General features: G+C 38.9%; 17 protein-coding genes. 10 read left to right on the forward strand and 7 right to left on the reverse strand.

What is annotated here, in order from left to right; genetic code table 11:
- Positions 1-532: 532 nt before the first annotated feature.
- From gyrA to dnaA, 7 genes are all read right to left on the reverse strand, one after another.
- Positions 533-2,998: a DNA gyrase subunit A gene (gene gyrA / locus AC1DOK_RS02635; RefSeq protein ID WP_477552684.1), complete on the reverse strand. Its 2,466-nt coding sequence runs from the start codon at positions 2,996-2,998 to the stop codon at positions 533-535.
- A gap of 161 nt (positions 2,999-3,159) precedes the next feature.
- Positions 3,160-5,076 carry a DNA topoisomerase (ATP-hydrolyzing) subunit B gene (gene gyrB, locus AC1DOK_RS02640; RefSeq protein WP_477553085.1) on the reverse strand — a complete coding sequence of 639 codons (1,917 nt, stop codon included), beginning with the start codon at positions 5,074-5,076 and terminating at the stop codon, positions 3,160-3,162.
- Positions 5,077-5,191: 115 nt separating this feature from the next.
- Positions 5,192-5,449: an extracellular matrix regulator RemB gene (remB, locus tag AC1DOK_RS02645; RefSeq protein WP_477552685.1), complete on the reverse strand. Its 258-nt coding sequence runs from the start codon at positions 5,447-5,449 to the stop codon at positions 5,192-5,194.
- 232 nt (positions 5,450-5,681) lie between these two features.
- The gene (recF, locus tag AC1DOK_RS02650) at positions 5,682-6,791 is read right to left on the reverse strand and encodes a DNA replication/repair protein RecF (RefSeq protein ID WP_477552686.1); all 1,110 of its coding nucleotides are present in this window, start codon (positions 6,789-6,791) and stop codon (positions 5,682-5,684) included.
- A 117-nt stretch (positions 6,792-6,908) separates the two neighbouring features.
- Positions 6,909-7,130, reverse strand: a complete 222-nt coding sequence (gene yaaA, locus AC1DOK_RS02655) for a S4 domain-containing protein YaaA (RefSeq protein WP_477552687.1) — start codon at positions 7,128-7,130, stop codon at positions 6,909-6,911.
- Positions 7,131-7,146: 16 nt separating this feature from the next.
- The gene (gene dnaN / locus AC1DOK_RS02660) at positions 7,147-8,289 is read right to left on the reverse strand and encodes a DNA polymerase III subunit beta (RefSeq protein ID WP_477552688.1); all 1,143 of its coding nucleotides are present in this window, start codon (positions 8,287-8,289) and stop codon (positions 7,147-7,149) included.
- Positions 8,290-8,460: 171 nt separating this feature from the next.
- Positions 8,461-9,822: a chromosomal replication initiator protein DnaA gene (gene dnaA / locus AC1DOK_RS02665; protein ID WP_477552689.1), complete on the reverse strand. Its 1,362-nt coding sequence runs from the start codon at positions 9,820-9,822 to the stop codon at positions 8,461-8,463.
- A gap of 555 nt (positions 9,823-10,377) precedes the next feature.
- On the opposite strand from dnaA, the gene rpmH reads away from it, so the two are divergent.
- From rpmH to AC1DOK_RS02715, 10 genes are all read left to right on the forward strand, one after another.
- Entirely contained in the window at positions 10,378-10,512 is a 135-nt protein-coding gene (gene rpmH / locus AC1DOK_RS02670) for a 50S ribosomal protein L34 (protein ID WP_477552690.1), read from the forward strand.
- Positions 10,513-10,778: 266 nt separating this feature from the next.
- A complete protein-coding gene (gene rnpA / locus AC1DOK_RS02675; RefSeq protein WP_477552691.1) occupies positions 10,779-11,132 on the forward strand; it encodes a ribonuclease P protein component in 354 nt (117 codons plus the stop codon).
- Between the two features lie 91 nt (positions 11,133-11,223).
- Positions 11,224-12,021: a YidC/Oxa1 family membrane protein insertase gene (locus tag AC1DOK_RS02680; RefSeq protein WP_477552692.1), complete on the forward strand. Its 798-nt coding sequence runs from the start codon at positions 11,224-11,226 to the stop codon at positions 12,019-12,021.
- A gap of 7 nt (positions 12,022-12,028) precedes the next feature.
- Positions 12,029-12,649 carry an RNA-binding cell elongation regulator Jag/EloR gene (gene jag, locus AC1DOK_RS02685; RefSeq protein ID WP_477552693.1) on the forward strand — a complete coding sequence of 207 codons (621 nt, stop codon included), beginning with the start codon at positions 12,029-12,031 and terminating at the stop codon, positions 12,647-12,649.
- Positions 12,650-12,855: 206 nt separating this feature from the next.
- Positions 12,856-14,232: a tRNA uridine-5-carboxymethylaminomethyl(34) synthesis GTPase MnmE gene (mnmE, locus tag AC1DOK_RS02690; RefSeq protein ID WP_477552694.1), complete on the forward strand. Its 1,377-nt coding sequence runs from the start codon at positions 12,856-12,858 to the stop codon at positions 14,230-14,232.
- A gap of 63 nt (positions 14,233-14,295) precedes the next feature.
- Entirely contained in the window at positions 14,296-16,212 is a 1,917-nt protein-coding gene (gene mnmG / locus AC1DOK_RS02695) for a tRNA uridine-5-carboxymethylaminomethyl(34) synthesis enzyme MnmG (RefSeq protein ID WP_477552695.1), read from the forward strand.
- Positions 16,205-16,930 (forward strand): 16S rRNA (guanine(527)-N(7))-methyltransferase RsmG, encoded by a 726-nt coding sequence (gene rsmG / locus AC1DOK_RS02700; protein WP_477552696.1) that lies wholly within the window; start codon positions 16,205-16,207, stop codon positions 16,928-16,930. Before mnmG ends, rsmG begins: the two co-directional genes overlap by 8 nt.
- A 758-nt stretch (positions 16,931-17,688) precedes the next feature.
- Positions 17,689-18,507: a nucleoid occlusion protein gene (gene noc / locus AC1DOK_RS02705; RefSeq protein WP_477552697.1), complete on the forward strand. Its 819-nt coding sequence runs from the start codon at positions 17,689-17,691 to the stop codon at positions 18,505-18,507.
- Between the two features lie 436 nt (positions 18,508-18,943).
- Complete coding sequence (locus AC1DOK_RS02710) at positions 18,944-19,717, forward strand: ParA family protein (protein WP_477552698.1); 774 nt, start codon at positions 18,944-18,946, stop codon at positions 19,715-19,717.
- Positions 19,698-20,546: a ParB/RepB/Spo0J family partition protein gene (locus tag AC1DOK_RS02715; protein ID WP_477552699.1), complete on the forward strand. Its 849-nt coding sequence runs from the start codon at positions 19,698-19,700 to the stop codon at positions 20,544-20,546. The genes AC1DOK_RS02710 and AC1DOK_RS02715 overlap by 20 nt, the downstream gene beginning before the upstream one ends.
- Positions 20,547-20,665: the final 119 nt, after the last annotated feature.

Genomic DNA, 20,665 nt, shown 5'->3' on the forward strand with positions numbered 1-20,665 from the left:
CTTGCTATAATTAGAGCTGATTGCTCAAAATTTCTTGCTAGCTTGTCTCAATCACTTACGCCGAAGCGCTCGTTCTCTCAACGTTTTGAGGTTAATAACCTCTTGTATTTCTTCACTCGTTGTTCAGTTTTCAAAGGACAATTTGTTTTGTTTTCGTTGCCGTTTCGTTCAGCGGCGACTTGATTAATATATCACATTTGACTAGTTGATTGCAAGTTTTATTTTTTACCAATTAATGACTGGTTCGTTATAAAGCTTGTTTTTCTCTGTGTCGAATGTTGCCGATTCAACGGCGGACACTTAATATAGCATGTATGGCTACACACTGTCAAACATTATTTGATTCGAAATATAATAAAGGAATACTAACAACATTTATACAGCTAAACCGATCTATCCTACTCATTATTTAGAGGGTTAGTTTGGAGTGAATGTTCCTGTTGCCGTGCCTTATAAGAGTTCTCTCCTAATAAAAACGCCCTTACCTGAGCCTATCGGCTCTGGTAAGGGCGCTACTTCTTTAGACGTATATTTAATCGACGAATTCTTCGTCTTCTAAATCTTCATCGGTTTCTTCACTTTTATTAACACGAGCTAAAGTTGATACTTCATCATCTTCTCTTGTGTTAATCAGTTTAACACCTTGTGTATTACGACCCATGATCGAAATACCAGCCATGCTTGTACGGATCAAGGTACCTGAAGTCGTGATGATCATTAAATCTTCGTCTTCACGAACAACTTTGAGTCCGACTACAAAACCATTCTTAGCTGTTACGTTAAGCGTCTTAATCCCTTTACCACCACGTGTCTGAATTCGGTATTCAGATACAGGCGTCCGTTTACCGAAGCCTTTGGAGGTAACAATTAAGACTGTCTCATCTTCATTGACAACGTCCATCGCAATTACGATATCCTCTTTGCCAAGCTGAATCCCCTTCACGCCAGTAGCGGTACGACCCATTGAGCGAACATCTGCTTCAGGGAAACGAATGGACAGGCCTTCCTTCGTTGCCATAATGAGTTCTTGTTTGCCGTCTGTCAGCTTCACATCAATTAACTCATCATCTTCACGAAGACCTAGAGCAATAAGCCCTACTTTACGAATGTTCTTGAAGTCACTCAGTGGCGTTTTCTTCACTACACCCTGACGTGTACCAAAGAACAAGTATTCCTCACTATCAAAGCCCTCAACCGGAACAATGGCGCTAATTTTCTCACCTTGTTCAATTTGGATCAGGTTGATAATTGGTGTTCCACGTGCAGTTCGGCCCAGTTCAGGAATTTCATAAGCTTTTAGCCTATAAACTTTACCCTTATCCGTGAAGAACAGTAAGTGATGATGTGAATTCGTTACGAATAGATGCTCAACAAAATCATCTACCTTCGTATCCATCCCTACCACACCACGACCACCACGTTTTTGTGAACGATAGGTCGTAACTGGAAGACGCTTGATATAACCCGTATGTGAAATTGTAATAACGACTTCTTCACGTGGAATTAAATCTTCATCTTCGATTGCTTCATGACCAATCGTTATTTCGCTGCGACGTGGATCATTGTACTTCTCTTTAATTTCTTCCAGTTCTTCGCTAATAATAGCAAGAACCTTCTGTTCATCAGCGAGAATAGATTTCAATTCTGCGATTAAGAGCATAAGCTCTGCATACTCAGCATCAATCTTTTCGCGTTCGAGGCCAGTTAAGTTACGGAGTCTCATATCAACAATAGCTTGCGCCTGTTCTGTTGATAGACCAAACCGTTCCATTAATCCTTCACGAGCTTCTTCTGTTGTACGAGAACGACGAACAATAGCGATAACTTCATCGATGTGATCAAGCGCAATACGTAAACCTTCTAGAATATGAGCACGCGTCTCAGCTTTCCTCAGTTCAAACTGTGTACGGCGTCGAATTACTTCTTCTTGGTGAAGTAAATAGTAATGCAATATATCACGAAGATTGAGTACCTTAGGCTCTCCGTTCACAAGTGCGATCATGATAATACCGAAATTAGACTGTAAAGCCGTATGCTTGTACAGGTTATTCAATACGACACTTGGATTTACATCGCGACGTAATTCAATCACGATTCGCATACCCACTCTGTCAGATTCATCACGTAAATCGGTAATACCTTCGATTCTTTTTTCACGAACAAGCTCTGCAATCTTCTCAACTAACCGAGCTTTGTTAACTTGATAAGGGATTTCCGTGACAATAATCCTAGCCTTACCGCCAACTTCTTCGATCTCAGCTCTTGCGCGCATTGTAACCGATCCACGACCAGTTGCATATGCTTGCTTAATGCCCTCACGACCTAGAATTAACCCACCCGTTGGGAAGTCAGGACCTTTGATCGCGCTCATTAACTCAAGCGAAGTCACATCAGGTTTACGAATAAGCAGCTGTATCCCATCGATTACTTCACCTAAGTTATGAGGTGGAATGTTGGTAGCCATACCAACCGCGATACCCGACACACCATTAACTAGTAAGTTAGGGAATCTGGATGGTAGAACCGCAGGCTCCTTCTCTTCACCGTCATAGTTGGGTATAAAATCAACGGTATCTTTATTCAAATCACGCAATAATTCCATTGCGATTTTGGATAGACGGGATTCTGTATAACGCATCGCTGCTGCAAAGTCTCCATCAATCGAACCGAAGTTACCGTGACCATCGACAAGCATATATCGAAGTGAGAAATCCTGTGCCATACGAACCATCGTTCCATATACGGACGAATCACCATGCGGATGGTACTTACCTAGAACTTCCCCTACAATTCTCGCTGATTTCTTATACGGTTTATCAGGAGACATACCAAGATCAGCCATTGCGTATAGAATACGACGGTGAACAGGCTTCAAACCATCCCGAACATCAGGTAATGCACGACTAACGATAATACTCATCGCATAGTCCATAAACGATGTGCGCATTTCATACCCGATATCTATTTCCTTGATTTGTGAATTCCTCTCCTCGGTCATCCTTTACCTCCTGCATAAAGAAACTAATTCCCCATCCTGTATAAGGGCGGATACGTTTCTCTAGGTTATATTTAGAATTTCATGAGTGTTGCAATATAAATTCTATATAACTAAATATTTCGTAGGAACCATTCTAGTTCTATCGATTTTTATCACAGAACCTAGACATCTAAATTTTTCACATATTTAGCGTGCTTCTGAATAAATTCGCGACGTGGTTCAACATTATCACCCATAAGTGTATCGAACATTTGGTCTGCAAACATGGCATCATCAATGGTTACTTGAAGCAATGTACGAGCCTCTGGGTCCATAGTTGTCTCCCAAAGCTGAGTCTTGTCCATCTCACCAAGTCCTTTGTAACGCTGCATGTTAACTTTCACATTTTCACCGAATTCAGCCAAAATCTCATCCTTCTGGCGATCATTATAAGCATAACGGATTACTTTATTACGCTCTAGCTTGAAAAGAGGTGGCTGTGCAATGTACACGTAGCCTGCTTCAATCAGCTTGCGCATGTAACGATAGAAGAACGTGAGCATCAAAGTACGAATATGCGCACCGTCGACATCGGCATCAGTCATGATAACAATTTTGTGGTAACGTGCTTTAGTTATATCAAAATCCTCGGATATCCCTGTTCCTAACGCTGTAATCATGGCACGAATCTCCGCATTGGATAGAATGCGATCTAGTCTAGCCTTCTCAACGTTAAGAATTTTACCCCGTAGTGGCAAAATAGCTTGGAAATGACGATCCCGTCCATTCTTAGCTGATCCACCGGCAGAGTCCCCTTCGACAATAAAGAGCTCAGAAATCGAAGCGTCCTTAGATGAGCAGTCTGCTAGCTTACCTGGTAGCGAGCTGACCTCGAGTGCACCTTTGCGGCGTGTAAGCTCACGTGCTTTACGTGCAGCTTCACGTGCTCTTGCTGCTTGTACACCCTTTTCAATAATTTTCTTAGCTGTTGCCGGATTTTCCTCAAGAAACATCTGTAATTTCTCTGCGAATAAGGATTCTACAATTCCACGCACTTCCGAGTTACCAAGCTTCGTCTTCGTTTGTCCCTCGAATTGTGGATCTGGAATTTTGACCGAAATAATGGCGGTCATCCCTTCACGGACATCATCTCCAGAAAGGTTAGAATCTGCATCTCTTAATGCATTAAACTTACGCGCATAGTCATTCAATATTCGGGTTAATGCGCTCTTAAACCCAGATTCATGCGTTCCACCTTCATGTGTATGAATGTTGTTCGCAAATGAATATATATTTTCGGTATAGGAATCGTTATATTGAATCGCAACTTCAACAGAAATGCCATCTTTCATACCCTCTGTGAAAATTGGAACTTCATTCACTGGAATACGATTACGGTTTAAATACTCCACGAACGAGATAATTCCACCCTCAAACATGAAGCTCTCTGATTGATCTGTACGTTCATCGGTTAAATTAATTTCAAGACCTTTATTCAAGAAGGCAAGTTCGCGAATACGCCCTTGCAAAGTCTCGTATTGATATTCCGTTGTTTCAGTGAAAATCTCGTGATCCGGCTTAAAACGAACCATTGTTCCTGTTTCGTTCTCTTCCGCTTCACCGATTTCTCTCAAGTCATACTGAGGTGCACCGCGATGGTATTCTTGTTGATACACTTTGCCATCACGCTTAACCGTTATAATCAATTGTTCAGACAGCGCATTAACAACAGACACACCGACACCATGTAAACCTCCTGATACCTTGTATCCATCGCCGCCAAATTTACCACCAGCATGCAGCACAGTAAGTACAACCTCAACCGTAGTCTTCTGCAACTTCTCGTTCAAGCCTACTGGAATCCCGCGGCCATTATCAATTACGGTAATCGAATTGTCTTTGTGTACAATGACATCGATTCTAGTACAGAAACCCGCGAGCGCCTCGTCAATCGAGTTGTCAACGACTTCCCACACTAAGTGATGAAGCCCCCTGGCGCTAGTCGAACCAATGTACATTCCCGGGCGTTTTCGAACCGCCTCTAGCCCTTCGAGAACCTGAATCTGACTTTCGTCATAACTGTTATGAGTTTCGGACACTTTGCGTTCACCTGCTTTTTCTATAGTCAATAAATAGCTAATCTATATATTGGGATCAACCCAGTAGAAATGTGAGTACAATTCCTACCAGGTTAGATGCAATTCTTGAGGTTGGTCAGATTTTCTGATCAACTAACAAATATCGAGCACGTTTCTTAAGTGTCGAGGTTGAGATTGGAGAATAATAAATTTTATTTAAGGTTACGATCAATGATTTACTTTCCTCTTCGCCAATGACTTCAATGCGATGTTCTTTGTTCGCATATGCAATGAACGCCTTTGATACTTTCGAGGTTTTCTCGATGGATAAATCAAATATAGCGATTAACTCAGAAGAACGAATCATTTTCTCGCCCCCCAAATGGATAAACAATTTATCAACTCCTTAACAATTTGGCCAAGAAAAACCGTTTAGCCGTCCTTTCGAGGGCGGATGCGTTTCTTAAGGTGATACTCAGAATTTATGAACTGAACGTTATAAATTCTATATCAACAAGAAAAAACGGATGTACCGTCTTTGTAGGATGAAGGCGTTTCTTAAAGTAATTACGAGAAAGTATAGACGTAATCTAGGTACTCACTTAAATTTACTGAAATTAATAATTTTACTTGGTTATACTACCGCTATTCACATGAAAAATCGAAGCGTTGTTTAGTTGATCCAGGTGCACGCTCTCAAGCCCTGTTGTCGTAATAAAAGTCTGAATTTTACTTTGAAAGGTTTGGATCAGCTTTGTTTGTCTATATTCATCCAGTTCAGACAACACATCATCAAGTAAAAGTATCGGATATTCTCCGACTTCCTCGTACATGAGTTCGAGTTCAGCTAGCTTTAACGACAGTGCAGTAGTTCGCTGCTGCCCTTGAGAACCGTACGTTTGTACTTCTTTGCCATTTATAAAAAAAAGTAAATCATCCCGATGCGGACCCAAAAGCGTAGCACCTCTACGCATTTCCTGATCCCTTATCTTAGATAACTTTACCATAAATTGCTCAAATACAACAGCTTCGTCTATTTCTTCAGAGTCCGTAAAAGATGGGCAATACGTTACTTTCAGCTGTTCACTGCCATTTGTGATGTCAGAATGTATCTGGGCTGCCCATTTTTGTAACTTTACTATAAAGTTTTGACGTTTTTTCATAATTTTAACACCGTAGGTGACTAACTGTTCATCCCAGACAGCTAACATATCGAGATCTAGCGGCGCTTTAAAGGCATTCTTGAGTATATTATTGCGCTGTTGCAAGGTTTTCTGATACTGAGATAGGTCATATAAATAGCTAGGATAGACTTGCCCAATCTCCATATCCATAAAGCGACGCCTTATGCCTGGACTACCTTTGACGATTTCTAAATCCTCTGGGGCAAACATAACAATATTCAATGCGCCAATAAATTGACTCAGTTTACGCTGCTCAAGCCCATTGATTTTGACCCTCTTGCCTTTGGTTGATAGCGATAACTCCAGCTTACAAGCACCATATTTCTTATCGATCTCGGCTGCAATATAAGCGGATTCGGCATTCCAACCAATTAATTCTTTATCTTGAAACGTACGATGTGATTTCGTCAGAGCAAGTACATAAATAGCTTCTAGTAAATTTGTTTTTCCCTGTGCATTGGATCCTAGAAATATATTTACGTTGCTATCCGTATTTAGTTCTAGCGTATCATAGTTACGATAATTGCGGACAGACAGTTTTTTGAGAAACAAAAGTCGACCTCCTGGTTTATGCCCGTTGTATAGAATTTATATCGCTAAACTCATAAATTCTAAGAACAACCTTAAGAAACACACCTGTCTCATAGACAGTGAAACCATTTCTTCTTGCTACTCTTCTTTGGCTATAACCTTAAATTCACCGCAACCCTCAACTACAATTAGGTCATCTACACGCAGCTTACGTCCACGTCGATTCTCATTTTCATTATTCACAAGCACTTCTGCTTCTTGCAAAAAGCTCTTAGCTTGACCGCCTGATTGAATGCAGTCTGATAGCTTAAGGAACTGTCCTAAGGTGATATATTCGGTTGAAATGGCAATGTTTTTCATTAGGTTCCAAGTCTCCTTATTGTGGTGTTCGATACGGCAATATCAATTGCAGAATCGCAGCGCCATCTTCGGGTTTGATAATAATTGGCTGCATAGCGCCAGTAAAGCCAATATAAATATAATCCGAATCGATGACTTTCAAGGCATCAAGCATATATTTAGAGTTAAACGAGATTCGTAATAAATCACCATTGATTGAATGAATCTCAATTTGCTCGGTTACTTTACCTAGCTCTGTCGAAGGCGATGATACTTCAATCGTCTTGTTCTCGTTAATAATCAAATTGACGATATTCGTTTTATCTTCACGTGATAATAAATAGGCACGGTCGATCGCATCCGCAAGCTCTTTCGTTTTGACGACAAGCTCTGTCTTGAAGGTTTGAGGAATTAGTTTCGTCGTATCTGGATATGTTCCATCCAAAATTCGTGAATAGAATAAAATCGAGTGAATCTTGAACAAGGCTTGATTATCCGAAATAACAATGTCAATCAAACTGTTCTGATCAGGCAAAATTTTGCTTAATTCATTCAGTGTTTTACCGCTGATTACGATTTGTGGAAGACGCTCAGTCATGCTCATATCAATACTTATTTCGCGGGAAGCTAATCGATGTCGATCACAACCAACGAATTTAAGTTTACTGTCTGCTAAGTTCCATAAAACACCCGTAAGAATAGGGGTTGATTCATTGGTTGAAACAGCGAATGAGGTTTGTTTAATCATCGTCTTAAGAATATCACTTGGTACCTGGAACATACGGCTTTCCTCGACTTGAGGAAGCATTGGAAATTCTTCAGGATCAAGTCCCATGATCTGTACTTCTGATGATCCAGATCGAACAGTTGTTTGGAATTGATTCTTAACTTCAATCTCAATTTGTTGAGAAGGGAGCTTACGAATTAACTCTGCAAAAAACTTTGCTGGTAATACAACACTTCCGGGAAGTTGTAATTCAACGATCGTCAGATCATTTGCTTGCGTAGGAATAAAGCTTTGAATAGAGATATCCGTATCGCTAGCAGTTAAAGTAACTCCACTGAAGTTTGCGTCTATTTTGATTCCTGTAAGAATAGGAATGGTTGTACGGCTAGAGATCGCTTTGCCAACATGTCCGATGGATTCGTTTAATTGATCTTTCAAAATCGTAAATTTCATAATTTCACTCCCGTGGTTCTGCATTCTTAAACTTAGGCATATAGCTCTATAATACATTGTTTTATTAAGTAATAGTAGTAGTAGGTGCACTGAATATGTGGATATGTGGATGAAGCTGGCGTTAAATAAGCCTATCCACATGTGAATAGATTGTGCATAGGCCTGTGTATTTTATGACGATGGATTTTTCGCTTTTTCGATTAAAGAGTGGATAACTTTATTGAGTTCCGGGTCGACTTTGAGGCACTCGGAAATTTTGTCATGAGCATGGATGACGGTCGTATGATCACGACCTCCAAAAGCTTCCCCAATCTTTGGTAAAGAGAAGTCGGTTAGTTCCCTTGCCAGATACATGGCTACTTGTCTAGGGAATGCGACAGCTTTAGTTCGTTTCCTCGCTTTAAAATCTTCTAATTTCAGACCGTAGAACTCTCCAACACGCTGTTGAATGTCCTGGATCGTAATGACTCTTGGACGAGAGGATGGAATGATATCCTTCAATGCTTCCGCAGCTAAATGTACGCTAATGTCTTGATTCGTCAGTGAAGAATAGGCAACAACACGGATTAGAGCTCCTTCAAGCTCACGAATGTTGGTGTCTATTTGGTTTGCGATATATCCCATAGCTTCATTCGGAATTTCAAGATTCTCAGCTTTAGCTTTCTTTCTCAGAATCGCAATTCTAGTCTCCAGATCAGGAGGCTGAATATCGGTTATTAAACCCCATTCAAATCTTGAACGAAGCCTGTCCTCTAAGGTCGGAATCTCTTTGGGCGGGCGGTCACTGGATATAATAATTTGCTTGCCTTCCTCATGTAGGGCATTGAACGTATGGAAGAATTCCTCTTGAATCCGTTCTTTTCCAGCAAGAAACTGAATATCATCAATAAGCAAGATATCGATACTGCGATATTTATTACGGAAGCCTTCACCTTTGTTGTCCCGAATCGCATTAATGAACTCATTTGTGAATTTTTCGGACGAGATATAGAGTACTTTAGCCGTTGGATCATGTTCTAACACAAAGTGTCCAATCGCATGCATTAAGTGAGTCTTACCAAGACCTACACCCCCATATAAAAACAAAGGGTTGTACGCTTTTGCTGGTGCTTCTGCTACTGCTAAAGAAGCAGCATGAGCGAATCGATTGCCTGCTCCTATAACGAATGTATCAAACGTATAGCGTGCGTTCATCATGTGGGGATAAGGTTCTTCTGCCGGGCTACGCGGCCCAGGTGTCTCTGAGGAAACAGGATTTAGAGATTTAGTTGTCTTGGACAATTCTTCTTGCTCGATCAAGAATTTCAATTCATATTCTTTGCCTGTGTATTCGACAATAGCTGCAGATATCAGTTTATTGTAGCGACTCTCAAGCCAATCTTTAGCAAAATTACTTGGTGTTAATATGATGGCTGAATTCGCGGTAAAATTTGCTTTTGTTGCTTTTAACCATGTTTCAAAGCTTGGCCGGCTTACTTTGGTTTGAATAATGGCCAATATGTGCTGCCATATATCATTTTCATGGCCTTCCACCTAATTCACCCCTTATGTCAAAAAAAAAAGCATTTTGTCAAATTGAAAGAAAACAAACGATTATTAAGAAGGTAATTTTATCTTATCTCAATTAAGTTATCCACATTATAAAGGTTGTTAATAATGAGTAATTCAACCAAAAGATGACTTGTCAACAATGTTATCCACAGATTGTTAGTAATTCGGAGAGAGATAGGAGTTAATACACAGTTGAAACATTATAATCTTAGCAGAATAAGTCGCTTTAATCAACGGAACATTTGTTTTATCCACAATTTCCATACCTTGTGTACAAGAATTGTCGACACCACAAGATATTGTGGATAAACTGTTAATTAGGTGGATAAATCGATTTTGGGGATAATTTTGTTATGCACAAGTTATTAGGTGGATAACATTTAAAGGACAAGCTTATCTTATCCACATGTATGTAACTATATGAGGGAGTCTTTCAAAGACTTCAATTTACAAAGGTTGACTTTTGCCTGTAAAAATGGTTTAATATTGAGAGAATTTTATGGATTGAAATGATCCTCACAGGGAGGTGCAACATAGATGCGTCCTACTTTCCAACCTAATACAAGAAAACGTAAAAAGAATCATGGCTTCCGTAAGAGAATGGCTACTGCTAATGGCCGTAAGGTGCTTAGCGCTCGTCGTCTAAAAGGAAGAAAAGTATTGAGTGCTTAAATTGTTGGACCACTGTTCGGTGGTCTTTTTTGTTGGTTAAGACAAAAAAACGTCTGTTTTCTATATAAGAGTTGCGATTAGTTTGTGAAACTGCTTCTTAGAATTGAAGTTAATTGTAGCGTATTGAATTACGTATGTGAAAACAGTCGTTTATATGATGAGGTTTATGTTAAGGATAGCTAATGGCGTATGCTTTCAATAGATAACTTTAGTGTTTCTTCCTATTAGATAGCTATGTAATTAGGGTTTCGTTTGGAGTGGGGTTTATGGAGAGAGAGTATCGTCTCGCCAAGCGAGAAGATTTCGGAAAAGTATACCGTACTGGTAAGTCAGTAGCTAATCACCAGTTCGTACTATATTATTACAAACGATCCAGCCAAGAAAATTTTCGATTAGGAATATCTGCTTCTAAGAAAATTGGTAATGCTGTCGTTCGTAATCGAATGCGTCGAATGATCAAAGAAATTGTACGTCTTAATAAAAGTAAATTAGTCGGAGGGTACGATTATATTTTAATTGTACGCAAACCTGCCGTCACTTTGTCGTATCAAGAGCTAGAGAAAAGCATTAAGCATGTGTTTCGCAAGGCTCCTTTTAATAAAAGTTCCAATATGATATAGTTTAACTGTTAGATTTGTCAAGCAGTGAACCGGTTACTAAAAGAAATATACAAGCTTTATTATTAAAGTTTAAGAAGTAGGAGGAGAATCCTTGACTCGACGTTTATTGCTTATGTTACCTGCTTCGTTGATGTTGCTTGTCCTATCGGGTTGCAGTTCATCTACGTTGACTCCATTAAATTATGAGGACGCTAGTTTTTTTACAAAGTGGTTTATTATCCCACTAGCTAACTTGCTTGATTGGTTTGCGGATCTCATGTTTAACCAATATGGACTAGCTATTCTCTTAATTACGGTGTTTATTCGATTACTCATTTTACCTTTGTCGATTAAACAATATCGCTCTTCTAAGAGAATGCAAGAACTTCAACCAGAGATGAAGAAGCTTCGTGAAGACTTTAAAGCGGATCCGAAGAAGATGCAAGAAGAGACAATGAAGCTTTATCAGAAGAATGGTGTTAACCCACTTGCTGGTTGTTTACCTGCACTTGTACAAATGCCAATCCTTATCTCGCTCTACCAAGCGATTATGCGGAATCCGAATATTGTTGGTCAAGGGCAACACTTCTTGTGGTTCGTACTTGATAAACCAGAGAAAATTTGGCTACCTATTATTGCTGCAATTACAACTTACATTCAGCAATTGTTCATGCAATCTCAGATGACTGCTCAAATGCGTATGATCATGTTTATTTTCCCAGTCATGATTTACGTAATGGCGCTTCAATTCCCTGCAGCATTGGCGTTGTACTGGATTTATGGTAATATTTTCACATCTATTCAATATTATTTTATGTACGGTGGTATTGGTAAGAAAACAGCCGTTCTAGAGCAATCTTCAAAAGGATCCAAAAAGTCGAATAAAAAAGCGTCCAAAAACAAAGGGTGACGTACTGATGAAGAATTTGATTGTGTCTGCAAAAACAATTGAAGAAGCTATCAAATCGGGACTTGCGCAATTGAATGTGACGGAAGACCGAGTAAAGGTGAACGTCTTGGAGCAACCGACCAAGGGCTTCTTAGGTTTGATCGGTTCTAAGAATGCGAAAGTGGAGCTCGAGCTTATTCCAGATCCAGTGGAGGAAGCAATTTTATTTTTACAGGATTTAATGAAAGCTATGCAGATTTCTGTGACGATCAAGAGATCTAAAGATAAGGATTACACACTACTAGAGCTTTCAGGGCCTGAACTCGGCATATTGATTGGCAAAAGAGGACAAACTTTAGATGCATTGCAATACTTAGTTGGTATTGTAGCTAATCGTTATTCGTCTTCATTCATTCGTATTATGCTTGATGCTGAGAATTTCCGCGAACGTCGTAGACAGACTCTTGAAGAGTTAGCTAATAAGCTAGCAAGCCGTGTTATTCGAACACGGAAGGATGTCGTACTCGAACCGATGAATTCTCAGGAGCGTAAGGTGATTCATAGCGCGCTACAGAATCATGCGAATGTCAAAACGTTCTCGAAAGGCGAAGAACCTAATCGTCGAATTGTCATTACACTGAGAGCTTAAGTGGACTTTCTGAGTTAACCATAAGAAGCGGGTCGTCTGATCTACCAAATAACCGTTTCTTCTAGAATGAAGACTAAGAACAGCAATGACACTTTTGTATGAAGCGTCATTGCTTTTTTCTTAGGTGTATCTATCTTATAGTTGATTGTGAGATGGATGTAGTTATATCGTATTTATTAGTATTGGCCAATAAGAGGTGGATTTACATGTTAAACGATACAATAGCGGCAATTTCAACGCCACTTGGTGAAGGTGGAATTGCAATTATTCGAGTTAGCGGCAGCGATGCTGTTGCAATAGTGGATGGTATATTTAAATCGAAAATAAAACTAACGGATGCGGCTACGCATACCGTTCATTATGGTTATATTATAGATAACATCACGGGTGATAAGCTGGAAGAAGTTCTTGTTACGGTGATGCTTGCACCGCGCTCCTTTACAATGGAGAATGTGGTCGAAGTTAGTTGTCATGGGGGGATCGTATCTGTACGAAAGGTACTTGATCTCTTATTATCGCAAGGTGCACGATTAGCTGAACCAGGAGAGTTTACCAAACGTGCTTTTCTTAACGGACGAATCGATCTTACACAAGCAGAAGCGGTAATTGATTTGATTCGAGCAAAATCAGACCGTGCTTTTAGCGTTGCCCTGAAACAGGTGGAGGGAAACCTATCGAAACGAATTAAAGAGCTTCGATATGAGCTTGTTGAGCTAATGGCACATATTGAAGTGAATATTGATTATCCAGAGCATGATGTAGAAGAAATGACGAATGCTTTTATTCAAACCAAATGCGATCATGTGAATGCGCAAATTGATACTTTATTACATACAGCTGAGCAGGGTAAAATATTAAGAGAAGGTATTGTGACAGCGATCGTGGGTAAACCGAATGTCGGCAAATCCTCTTTATTAAATGCACTAGCTCAAGATAACCGAGCGATTGTAACGGATATACCGGGGACAACACGAGATGTAATAGAGGAGTATGTGAACATTGGTGGTATTCCTCTGAAGTTACTTGATACTGCAGGAATTCGGGAGACAGAAGATATTGTTGAACAGATGGGTGTGGAACGTTCACGTTCTGCATTACTCGATGCTGATTTGATTCTCTTTATGGTGAGTCAAGCAGATCGTTTACAAGATGAAGATCTAGCCATGATTGAGCTTGTCAAAAACAAACAAGCAATTGTTATTCTGAATAAAATGGACCTTCCAGTTGCGTTGGATCGTTCTGTGATTGAATCTTATTTTGCCCCTGAGCGAATTGTTGAGTTATCTTTGATAGAAGATAAAGGTCTTGCTGATCTTGAGCGAGCAATTTCTCTGATGTTCTTTGAGGGTAGTATTGAAGGCAGCGATTTAACTTATGTGAGTAATGTGCGGCATATTCATTTGCTGAAGCAGGCTAAGCGATCCTTAGATGATGCACTGGTAGCGAATGAACAGTATGTACCGATTGATATGATTCAGATAGACATTCGAACAGCATGGGAACAGCTAGGAGAAGTGATTGGTGACTCGGTAGCAGAATCACTGATTGATCAGATTTTCTCGCAGTTCTGTTTGGGTAAATAAAAGCTAGATATTCTGTAGAATAGATGAACAAATTGAACTGAGATAGAGGGGGCTAGTAAGAGAATGAATTATGTAGCTGGTGAATATGATGTGATTGTAATTGGAGCTGGGCATGCTGGCTGCGAATCGGCACTAGCTGCTGCTCGTATGGGCTGCAACACATTGCTGCTTACGATTAATTTAGATATGGTTGCCTTTATGCCATGTAATCCATCCATTGGAGGGCCAGCTAAAGGACATGTTGTACGTGAAATTGATGCACTAGGTGGAGAGATGGGACGTAACATCGATAAAACCTATATCCAGATGAGAATGCTCAATACAGGTAAAGGCCCTGCAGTTCACGCACTACGTGCACAAGCAGATAAGTTCATGTATCAACATGCTATGAAAGAAACTATTGAGAGAACACCTAATCTAACGCTTCGTCAAGGTATGGTGGATGAGCTTGTTGTTGAAGAGGGCGTCTGCACAGGTGTCATCACGATGACAGGTGCTCAGTTTAATGCCAAAGCAGTTGTACTTACTACAGGCACGTACTTGCGTGGTAAGGTGATCATGGGCGAATTATTGTATGAGAGTGGTCCTAACAACCAACAGCCTTCCATTAAATTATCTGAGAGTTTAAAAAAGCTTGGATTTGATCTCGTTCGTTTTAAAACGGGGACTCCACCACGTGTGCATAAGGATACGATTGATTTTGATAAAACGACAATTCAACCAGGTGATGATGAACCTAAGTTCTTCTCTTATGAAACGACTACGGGTACGAAGGATCAGTTGCCATGCTGGTTAACCTATACGTCTGAAGATACACATCAAGTAATTACAGAGAACCTACACCGCGCGCCTATGTTTACTGGTGTAATTGAAGGTACAGGACCGAGATATTGCCCTTCAATTGAAGATAAAATTATCCGTTTCGCAGATAAGCCTAAGCATCAGATATTCCTTGAGCCTGAGGGACGTAACACATCTGAATATTATGTTCAGGGACTATCAACTTCGATGCCTGAGGAGGTTCAGCTTCGAATTCTACGAACGATTCCTGGCTTAGAGAAAGTCGATATGATGAGAACAGGGTATGCAATCGAATATGATGCAGTTGTTCCTACACAGCTGAAACCTACTTTAGAAACCAAGCTGATTTCTGGTTTGTTCACAGCTGGTCAGATTAATGGAACTTCAGGCTATGAAGAAGCTGCTGGTCAAGGTGTTATGGCTGGGATCAATGCTGCATGTAAGGTGCTGGGCAAAGAATCTGTTATATTAGATCGCTCTGAAGGCTATATTGGGGTGTTAATCGATGATCTAGTAACGAAAGGTACGAATGAGCCTTACCGCTTATTAACGTCTCGTGCAGAATACCGCTTATTACTACGTCACGACAATGCTGACATGCGCTTAACGCCAATTGGACACAAGATCGGATTAATTACTGAAGAGCGTTATCAAGCATTTTTGAACAAAAAAGAACTTGTTGAGCAAGAAATCATTCGTTTACAAACGACGAAAGCTCGCCCTGATGAGAAGCTTGTAAGCTTACTCGAGGAGCTAAATTCTGCTCCTTTAAATAATGCAATTGATTTAATTGCTTTGCTTCGTAGACCCGAAATTCTCTACAGTCATATTGAGCAAATCTCACCTTCACCGGTTGAGCTAAGTAGCGATATGAAGGAGCAGGTTGAAATTCAAACGAAATATGCGGGTTATATTGATAAGCAATTAATTCAGGTTAACAAGCTTCGGAAGATGGAGCTGAAGAAGATCCCTGAGGATATTAGATATGAAGATATTTATAGTATTGCAACGGAAGCTAAACAAAAACTTGCCAAAATCCGACCTGTTTCGATCGGTCAAGCAACTCGTATTGCTGGTGTAACACCTGCCGATATTGCGATTTTGCTTGTTTATCTAGAGCATTACAATCGTGTAACTGCAGCAAGAGCACAAGATGAGGGAAGAGAACAGCATGGATGAATTAATACAACTATTTACGGATGAGCTTAAGAAGCATGGCATTACATTATCTGATCGCCAATTAGAGCAATTTGAAATTTATTATAAAGAGCTAGTGGAGTGGAATGAGAAGATCAATCTAACTGCGATCACGGAACGAGCAGAGGTTTATTGGAAGCATTTTTACGACTCTATATCGCTTGCTTTTCATATTGATATGAATCAGATTCGAACAATGGCTGACATTGGTTCTGGAGCGGGATTCCCAGGTATTCCACTTAAGATTATATTCCCAGACTTGCAACTGACCATTGTCGATTCATTGAATAAGCGTATTATTTTCCTTAAACACTTAACGGACGCGCTAGGACTAGAAAATGTACAGTGTGTTCATGGTAGGGCAGAGGATATAGCTCGTCTTCCGGAGCACCGCGATCAATATGATCTAGCTACTGCACGTGCTGTGGCTAGGCTAAGCGCGCTTAATGAATTCTGTTTACCATTTACTAAGCCAGGTGGTATGTTCGTTGCTATGAAGGGTTCAGAGGTCGCTGATGAGATCGATGAATCTAATTATAGCTTGAAGGAGCTTAGAGCGAAGCGAATTGGAACTGACCGGATGGAGCTGCCTGTAGTTGAGGGAGTAAGACATTTTGTGCGTATTGCTAAACTTGCGCCTACTCCGTATAAGTATCCACGTAAAGCAGGGACACCTTTAAAGCAGCCGCTAATTAAGTAAGAATTATGATGTAAGTGGAACAGTAGATAATACTGATTATGATTCTGACCACCATCTGGATTTAAAAAAAGTTCATCTTGTAGAGTTGTGGTTAGAGTTAGTGATTAGATATCACTTGATTTACTTATTATGTTATTAATGTAAAATTAAGTAAAAAAATAGCTGAATTTAATTATACTTATACCTATTTACATCAAATCATTATCTGAGTCAATTTCATAACTGATCTAAATGGATAAATTGAAACTATATATAGACAAATTAAACCGTTTTGATCTATATATACTCCCGATTGAAGCAGCTAAAGGTATTATGAAATTGATTCTTCTGTAGCTATTTTTAAAATTACCTTTTCTAAATCACATTTCAACATTGTATTATAATGTTCCACGTGAAACAATCATTATCATTATACTCATGCCCCTCAATGATGAGCGGGCAGGAGTTTTGCTCATTTATGGCGAATATATAGCTATCTAGCATCTAAGATATTATTATAGATTTACTAACCAAGTATGGTATCCTATTATTAAGGTTTTCTTATGAGCTATCTAAGACTTTCTTCAGTGATATAGAATTAATATTTTTCAGATCATAAATTCTAATTATCGCTTTAAGAAACCCATTCGTCTTTTGAAGACGGTGAAACAGTTTCTTCTAGTATTAATTTATTATTTTATACATATACCGAACTCATAGGTTGTTATCTCTAGGTTCATGCGCAAAATTTTCGTGGGGAAGTAGGGTGGTTTTATAAAATGAAAGAACAATTCTCTAAGCTTTTTGGTTTAACGGAGAAAGAACCAACAGATGAAGTTAAGAATATATCAGTTAATGATATTATTCCTAGTCCATATCAACCTAGAACGATTTTTAGTGATGATCGATTAGAAGAACTATGTCGTACGATTCGTACGCATGGTGTAATACAACCCATTGTTGTTCGGATAAGAAATAATCAATATGAGCTTATTGCTGGTGAAAGACGTCTAAGAGCAGTAAAGAAACTAGGATTAGAAACTATACCTGCGATCATACGTGAATTTAATGATTCACAGTCTGCTTCGATCGCATTAATTGAAAACTTACAACGTGAGAATCTAACCGCAATAGAAGAGGCAGTAGCCTATCAACAGCTTATTGAGATTCAAAACTTAACGCAGGAAAGTCTTGCACAGCGATTAGGTAAGAGTCAATCAACAATCGCTAATAAAATTCGTTTACTACAATTATCTGAACCTATTAAGACTGCATTACTAGAACGCAAGATTACTGAGCGACATGCAAGGGCTTTATTGGTACTCGATACGGAAGAACTCCAGTTGAAGGTGTTAGATGAAATCATTACGAAGGAATTAAATGTGAAACAAACTGAGATTCGCATTCAGTTCCTTAAAGAGCTATCCAATAAGAAGAAAAAATCAAAGCGTGTATCCTATACGAAGGATGTCCGCCTAGCTCTTAATACGATTCGACAATCCGTTCAAATGGTTTCTAGTTCTGGGTTGAATATTAATACATCTGAAGAAGATTTTGATGATCATTATCAGATTGTGATTAAAATTCCTAAGAGATAAGTACAATTGATTCAGTTCAAAAAAAATATTAAATATTTGACTTCAATTCGTCATGAATTGAGGTCTTTTTTATATCTTTATAGGAAATTAAGATTGAAATATGTTAGAATAGAATTATCGTCTTAAAAAAGCATTAACTGGTTTTAGAATTTCTATTTCACTAGATTTTCTTCATTTTTTTTGTATGTAAATCAAGTATAGCTAAGAATTCCTCTCTTTCAGTTAAATATTTCCTATCCATTATGCATAGATATCAATCTAGCATAGCAAGAGTATTGTTATGAATAAGCAAGATTTTTCTCGATCAATCAGTATTTATTGAATTGTTTAAAATAAGCTGGTTTGTATTGAGGCAGTAAGATTGAGTGAATTATATCTGAATTGGTAAATTGGATATTTAAAAATTGTAGAGTAAATAGATTGAGGTGAGTGAATTTTGGCTAAAATTTTAGCAATTACGAATCAAAAGGGTGGTGTAGGTAAAACTACAACATCTGTTAACTTAGGTGCTTCATTGGCTTCTTTGGGTAAAAGAGTATTGCTAGTTGATATCGATCCACAAGGCAATACAACAAGTGGAGTGGGCATCAATAAAGCTGATGTAGAATATTGTATTTATGATGTTATTATTAATGATATTCATCCAAATGATGCTACAGTTGAGACAAATGTGCCGAATTTGAAAATTATTCCTGCTACAATTCAGTTAGCTGGTGCTGAAATAGAACTTGTTCCCACTATTTCTCGGGAAGTTAGATTGAAGAAATCTCTTAATCTATTACGTCATTTATATGATTATATTCTAATAGATTGCCCACCATCATTAGGGATTCTTACTGTGAATTCATTAACTGCTGCAGATGCGGTTATCATCCCAATTCAATGTGAGTACTATGCGTTAGAAGGATTATCCCAGTTGTTAAATACAGTGAGACTTGTACAAAAACATTTGAATACTAGCCTTCAAATTGAAGGTGTATTGTTAACGATGTTTGATGCTCGTACTAATTTAGGTATACAGGTTATTGAAGAAGTTAAGAAGTATTTTCAACAAAAGGTATATGAAACGGTAATTCCAAGAAATGTTCGCTTGAGCGAAGCACCGAGTCATGGTCAGTCAATTATCACATACGATCCTAGATCTAAGGGTGCTGAGGTATACCTTGAACTTGCAAAGGAAGTGATTTCACATGAGCAAGCGGTTAGGTAAAGGGCTTGATGCGCTAATTGATACACTGCATATTAACGATGATGATAAGGTAGTACAAATACCGCTGAGTCAATTGAGAGCAAATCCATATCAACCGAGAAAGAACTTTGATGATGATAATATTCAAGAACTAGCAGCATCTATTAAAGAACATGGTGTTATTCAGCCGATTATTGTTCGTAATGTTGTTAAAGGGTTTGAAATTATCGCAGGTGAGAGAAGATATAGAGCAAGTCAAATAGCTGGGATCGCAACAATACCTGCTGTAATTAAGAAGCTGTCAGATCAACAGGTAATGGAAATCGCCTTGATCGAGAATGTGCAGCGGGAAGATCTAAATGCAATGGAGATTGCTGTAGCTTACCAGAATTTAATTGAAGCATTTTCGTTAACCCAAGAAGAGCTATCAATAAAGGTTGGTAAAAGCCGTTCTCATATTGCTAACTTCTTACGTTTATTGCAATTGCCCGATGTTGTCAAAGAATATGTTTCACGTGGAACATTATCGATGGGACATGCTCGTGCACTTGCGGGTGTTAAGGACACCAAACAGTTAAAAGAATTAGCAGAAAAATGTGTTTCTGAGCAATGGAGTGTTCGTCAAATTGAAGAACAATTGAAATTGCTTGAAGAAGCTAAGAATGAGAATATACCGACACCAACTAAACCTAAAGAAAAGAAGAAAGATCCCTATATACGTCAAGCGGAAGATAACTTACGCGAAAAATTCCAAACGACAGTTAACATCCATAACATGGACAATAAAGGGAAAATAGAATTGAAGTTCTATTCAAGTGATGATTTAGAGCGTTTACTAGAATTGCTTTAGACAAAAATAATCTAAAGTGAATCAATTTCATAACTCATCTAAATGGTTATATTGAAACTATATTATAGACAAATTAAAGCGTTTTGATCTATATATAGTCCCGATTGAAGCAGCTAAAG

This window comes from Paenibacillus sp. P5_B5, assembly GCF_056400365.1.

What these genes read in the sequence shown, in the direction of transcription:
- gyrA (WP_477552684.1), bottom strand. Translation starts at nt 2,998, where the DNA reads ATGACCGAGGAGAGGAATTCACAAATCAAGGAAATAGATATCGGGTAT.
- yaaA (WP_477552687.1), bottom strand. Translation starts at nt 7,130, where the DNA reads ATGAAAAACATTGCCATTTCAACCGAATATATCACCTTAGGACAGTTC.
- dnaN (WP_477552688.1), bottom strand. Translation starts at nt 8,289, where the DNA reads ATGAAATTTACGATTTTGAAAGATCAATTAAACGAATCCATCGGACAT.
- rpmH (WP_477552690.1), top strand. Translation starts at nt 10,378, where the DNA reads ATGCGTCCTACTTTCCAACCTAATACAAGAAAACGTAAAAAGAATCAT.
- rnpA (WP_477552691.1), top strand. Translation starts at nt 10,779, where the DNA reads ATGGAGAGAGAGTATCGTCTCGCCAAGCGAGAAGATTTCGGAAAAGTA.
- jag (WP_477552693.1), top strand. Translation starts at nt 12,029, where the DNA reads ATGAAGAATTTGATTGTGTCTGCAAAAACAATTGAAGAAGCTATCAAA.
- mnmE (WP_477552694.1), top strand. Translation starts at nt 12,856, where the DNA reads ATGTTAAACGATACAATAGCGGCAATTTCAACGCCACTTGGTGAAGGT.
- mnmG (WP_477552695.1), top strand. Translation starts at nt 14,296, where the DNA reads ATGAATTATGTAGCTGGTGAATATGATGTGATTGTAATTGGAGCTGGG.
- rsmG (WP_477552696.1), top strand. Translation starts at nt 16,205, where the DNA reads ATGGATGAATTAATACAACTATTTACGGATGAGCTTAAGAAGCATGGC.
- noc (WP_477552697.1), top strand. Translation starts at nt 17,689, where the DNA reads ATGAAAGAACAATTCTCTAAGCTTTTTGGTTTAACGGAGAAAGAACCA.
- AC1DOK_RS02715 (WP_477552699.1), top strand. Translation starts at nt 19,698, where the DNA reads ATGAGCAAGCGGTTAGGTAAAGGGCTTGATGCGCTAATTGATACACTG.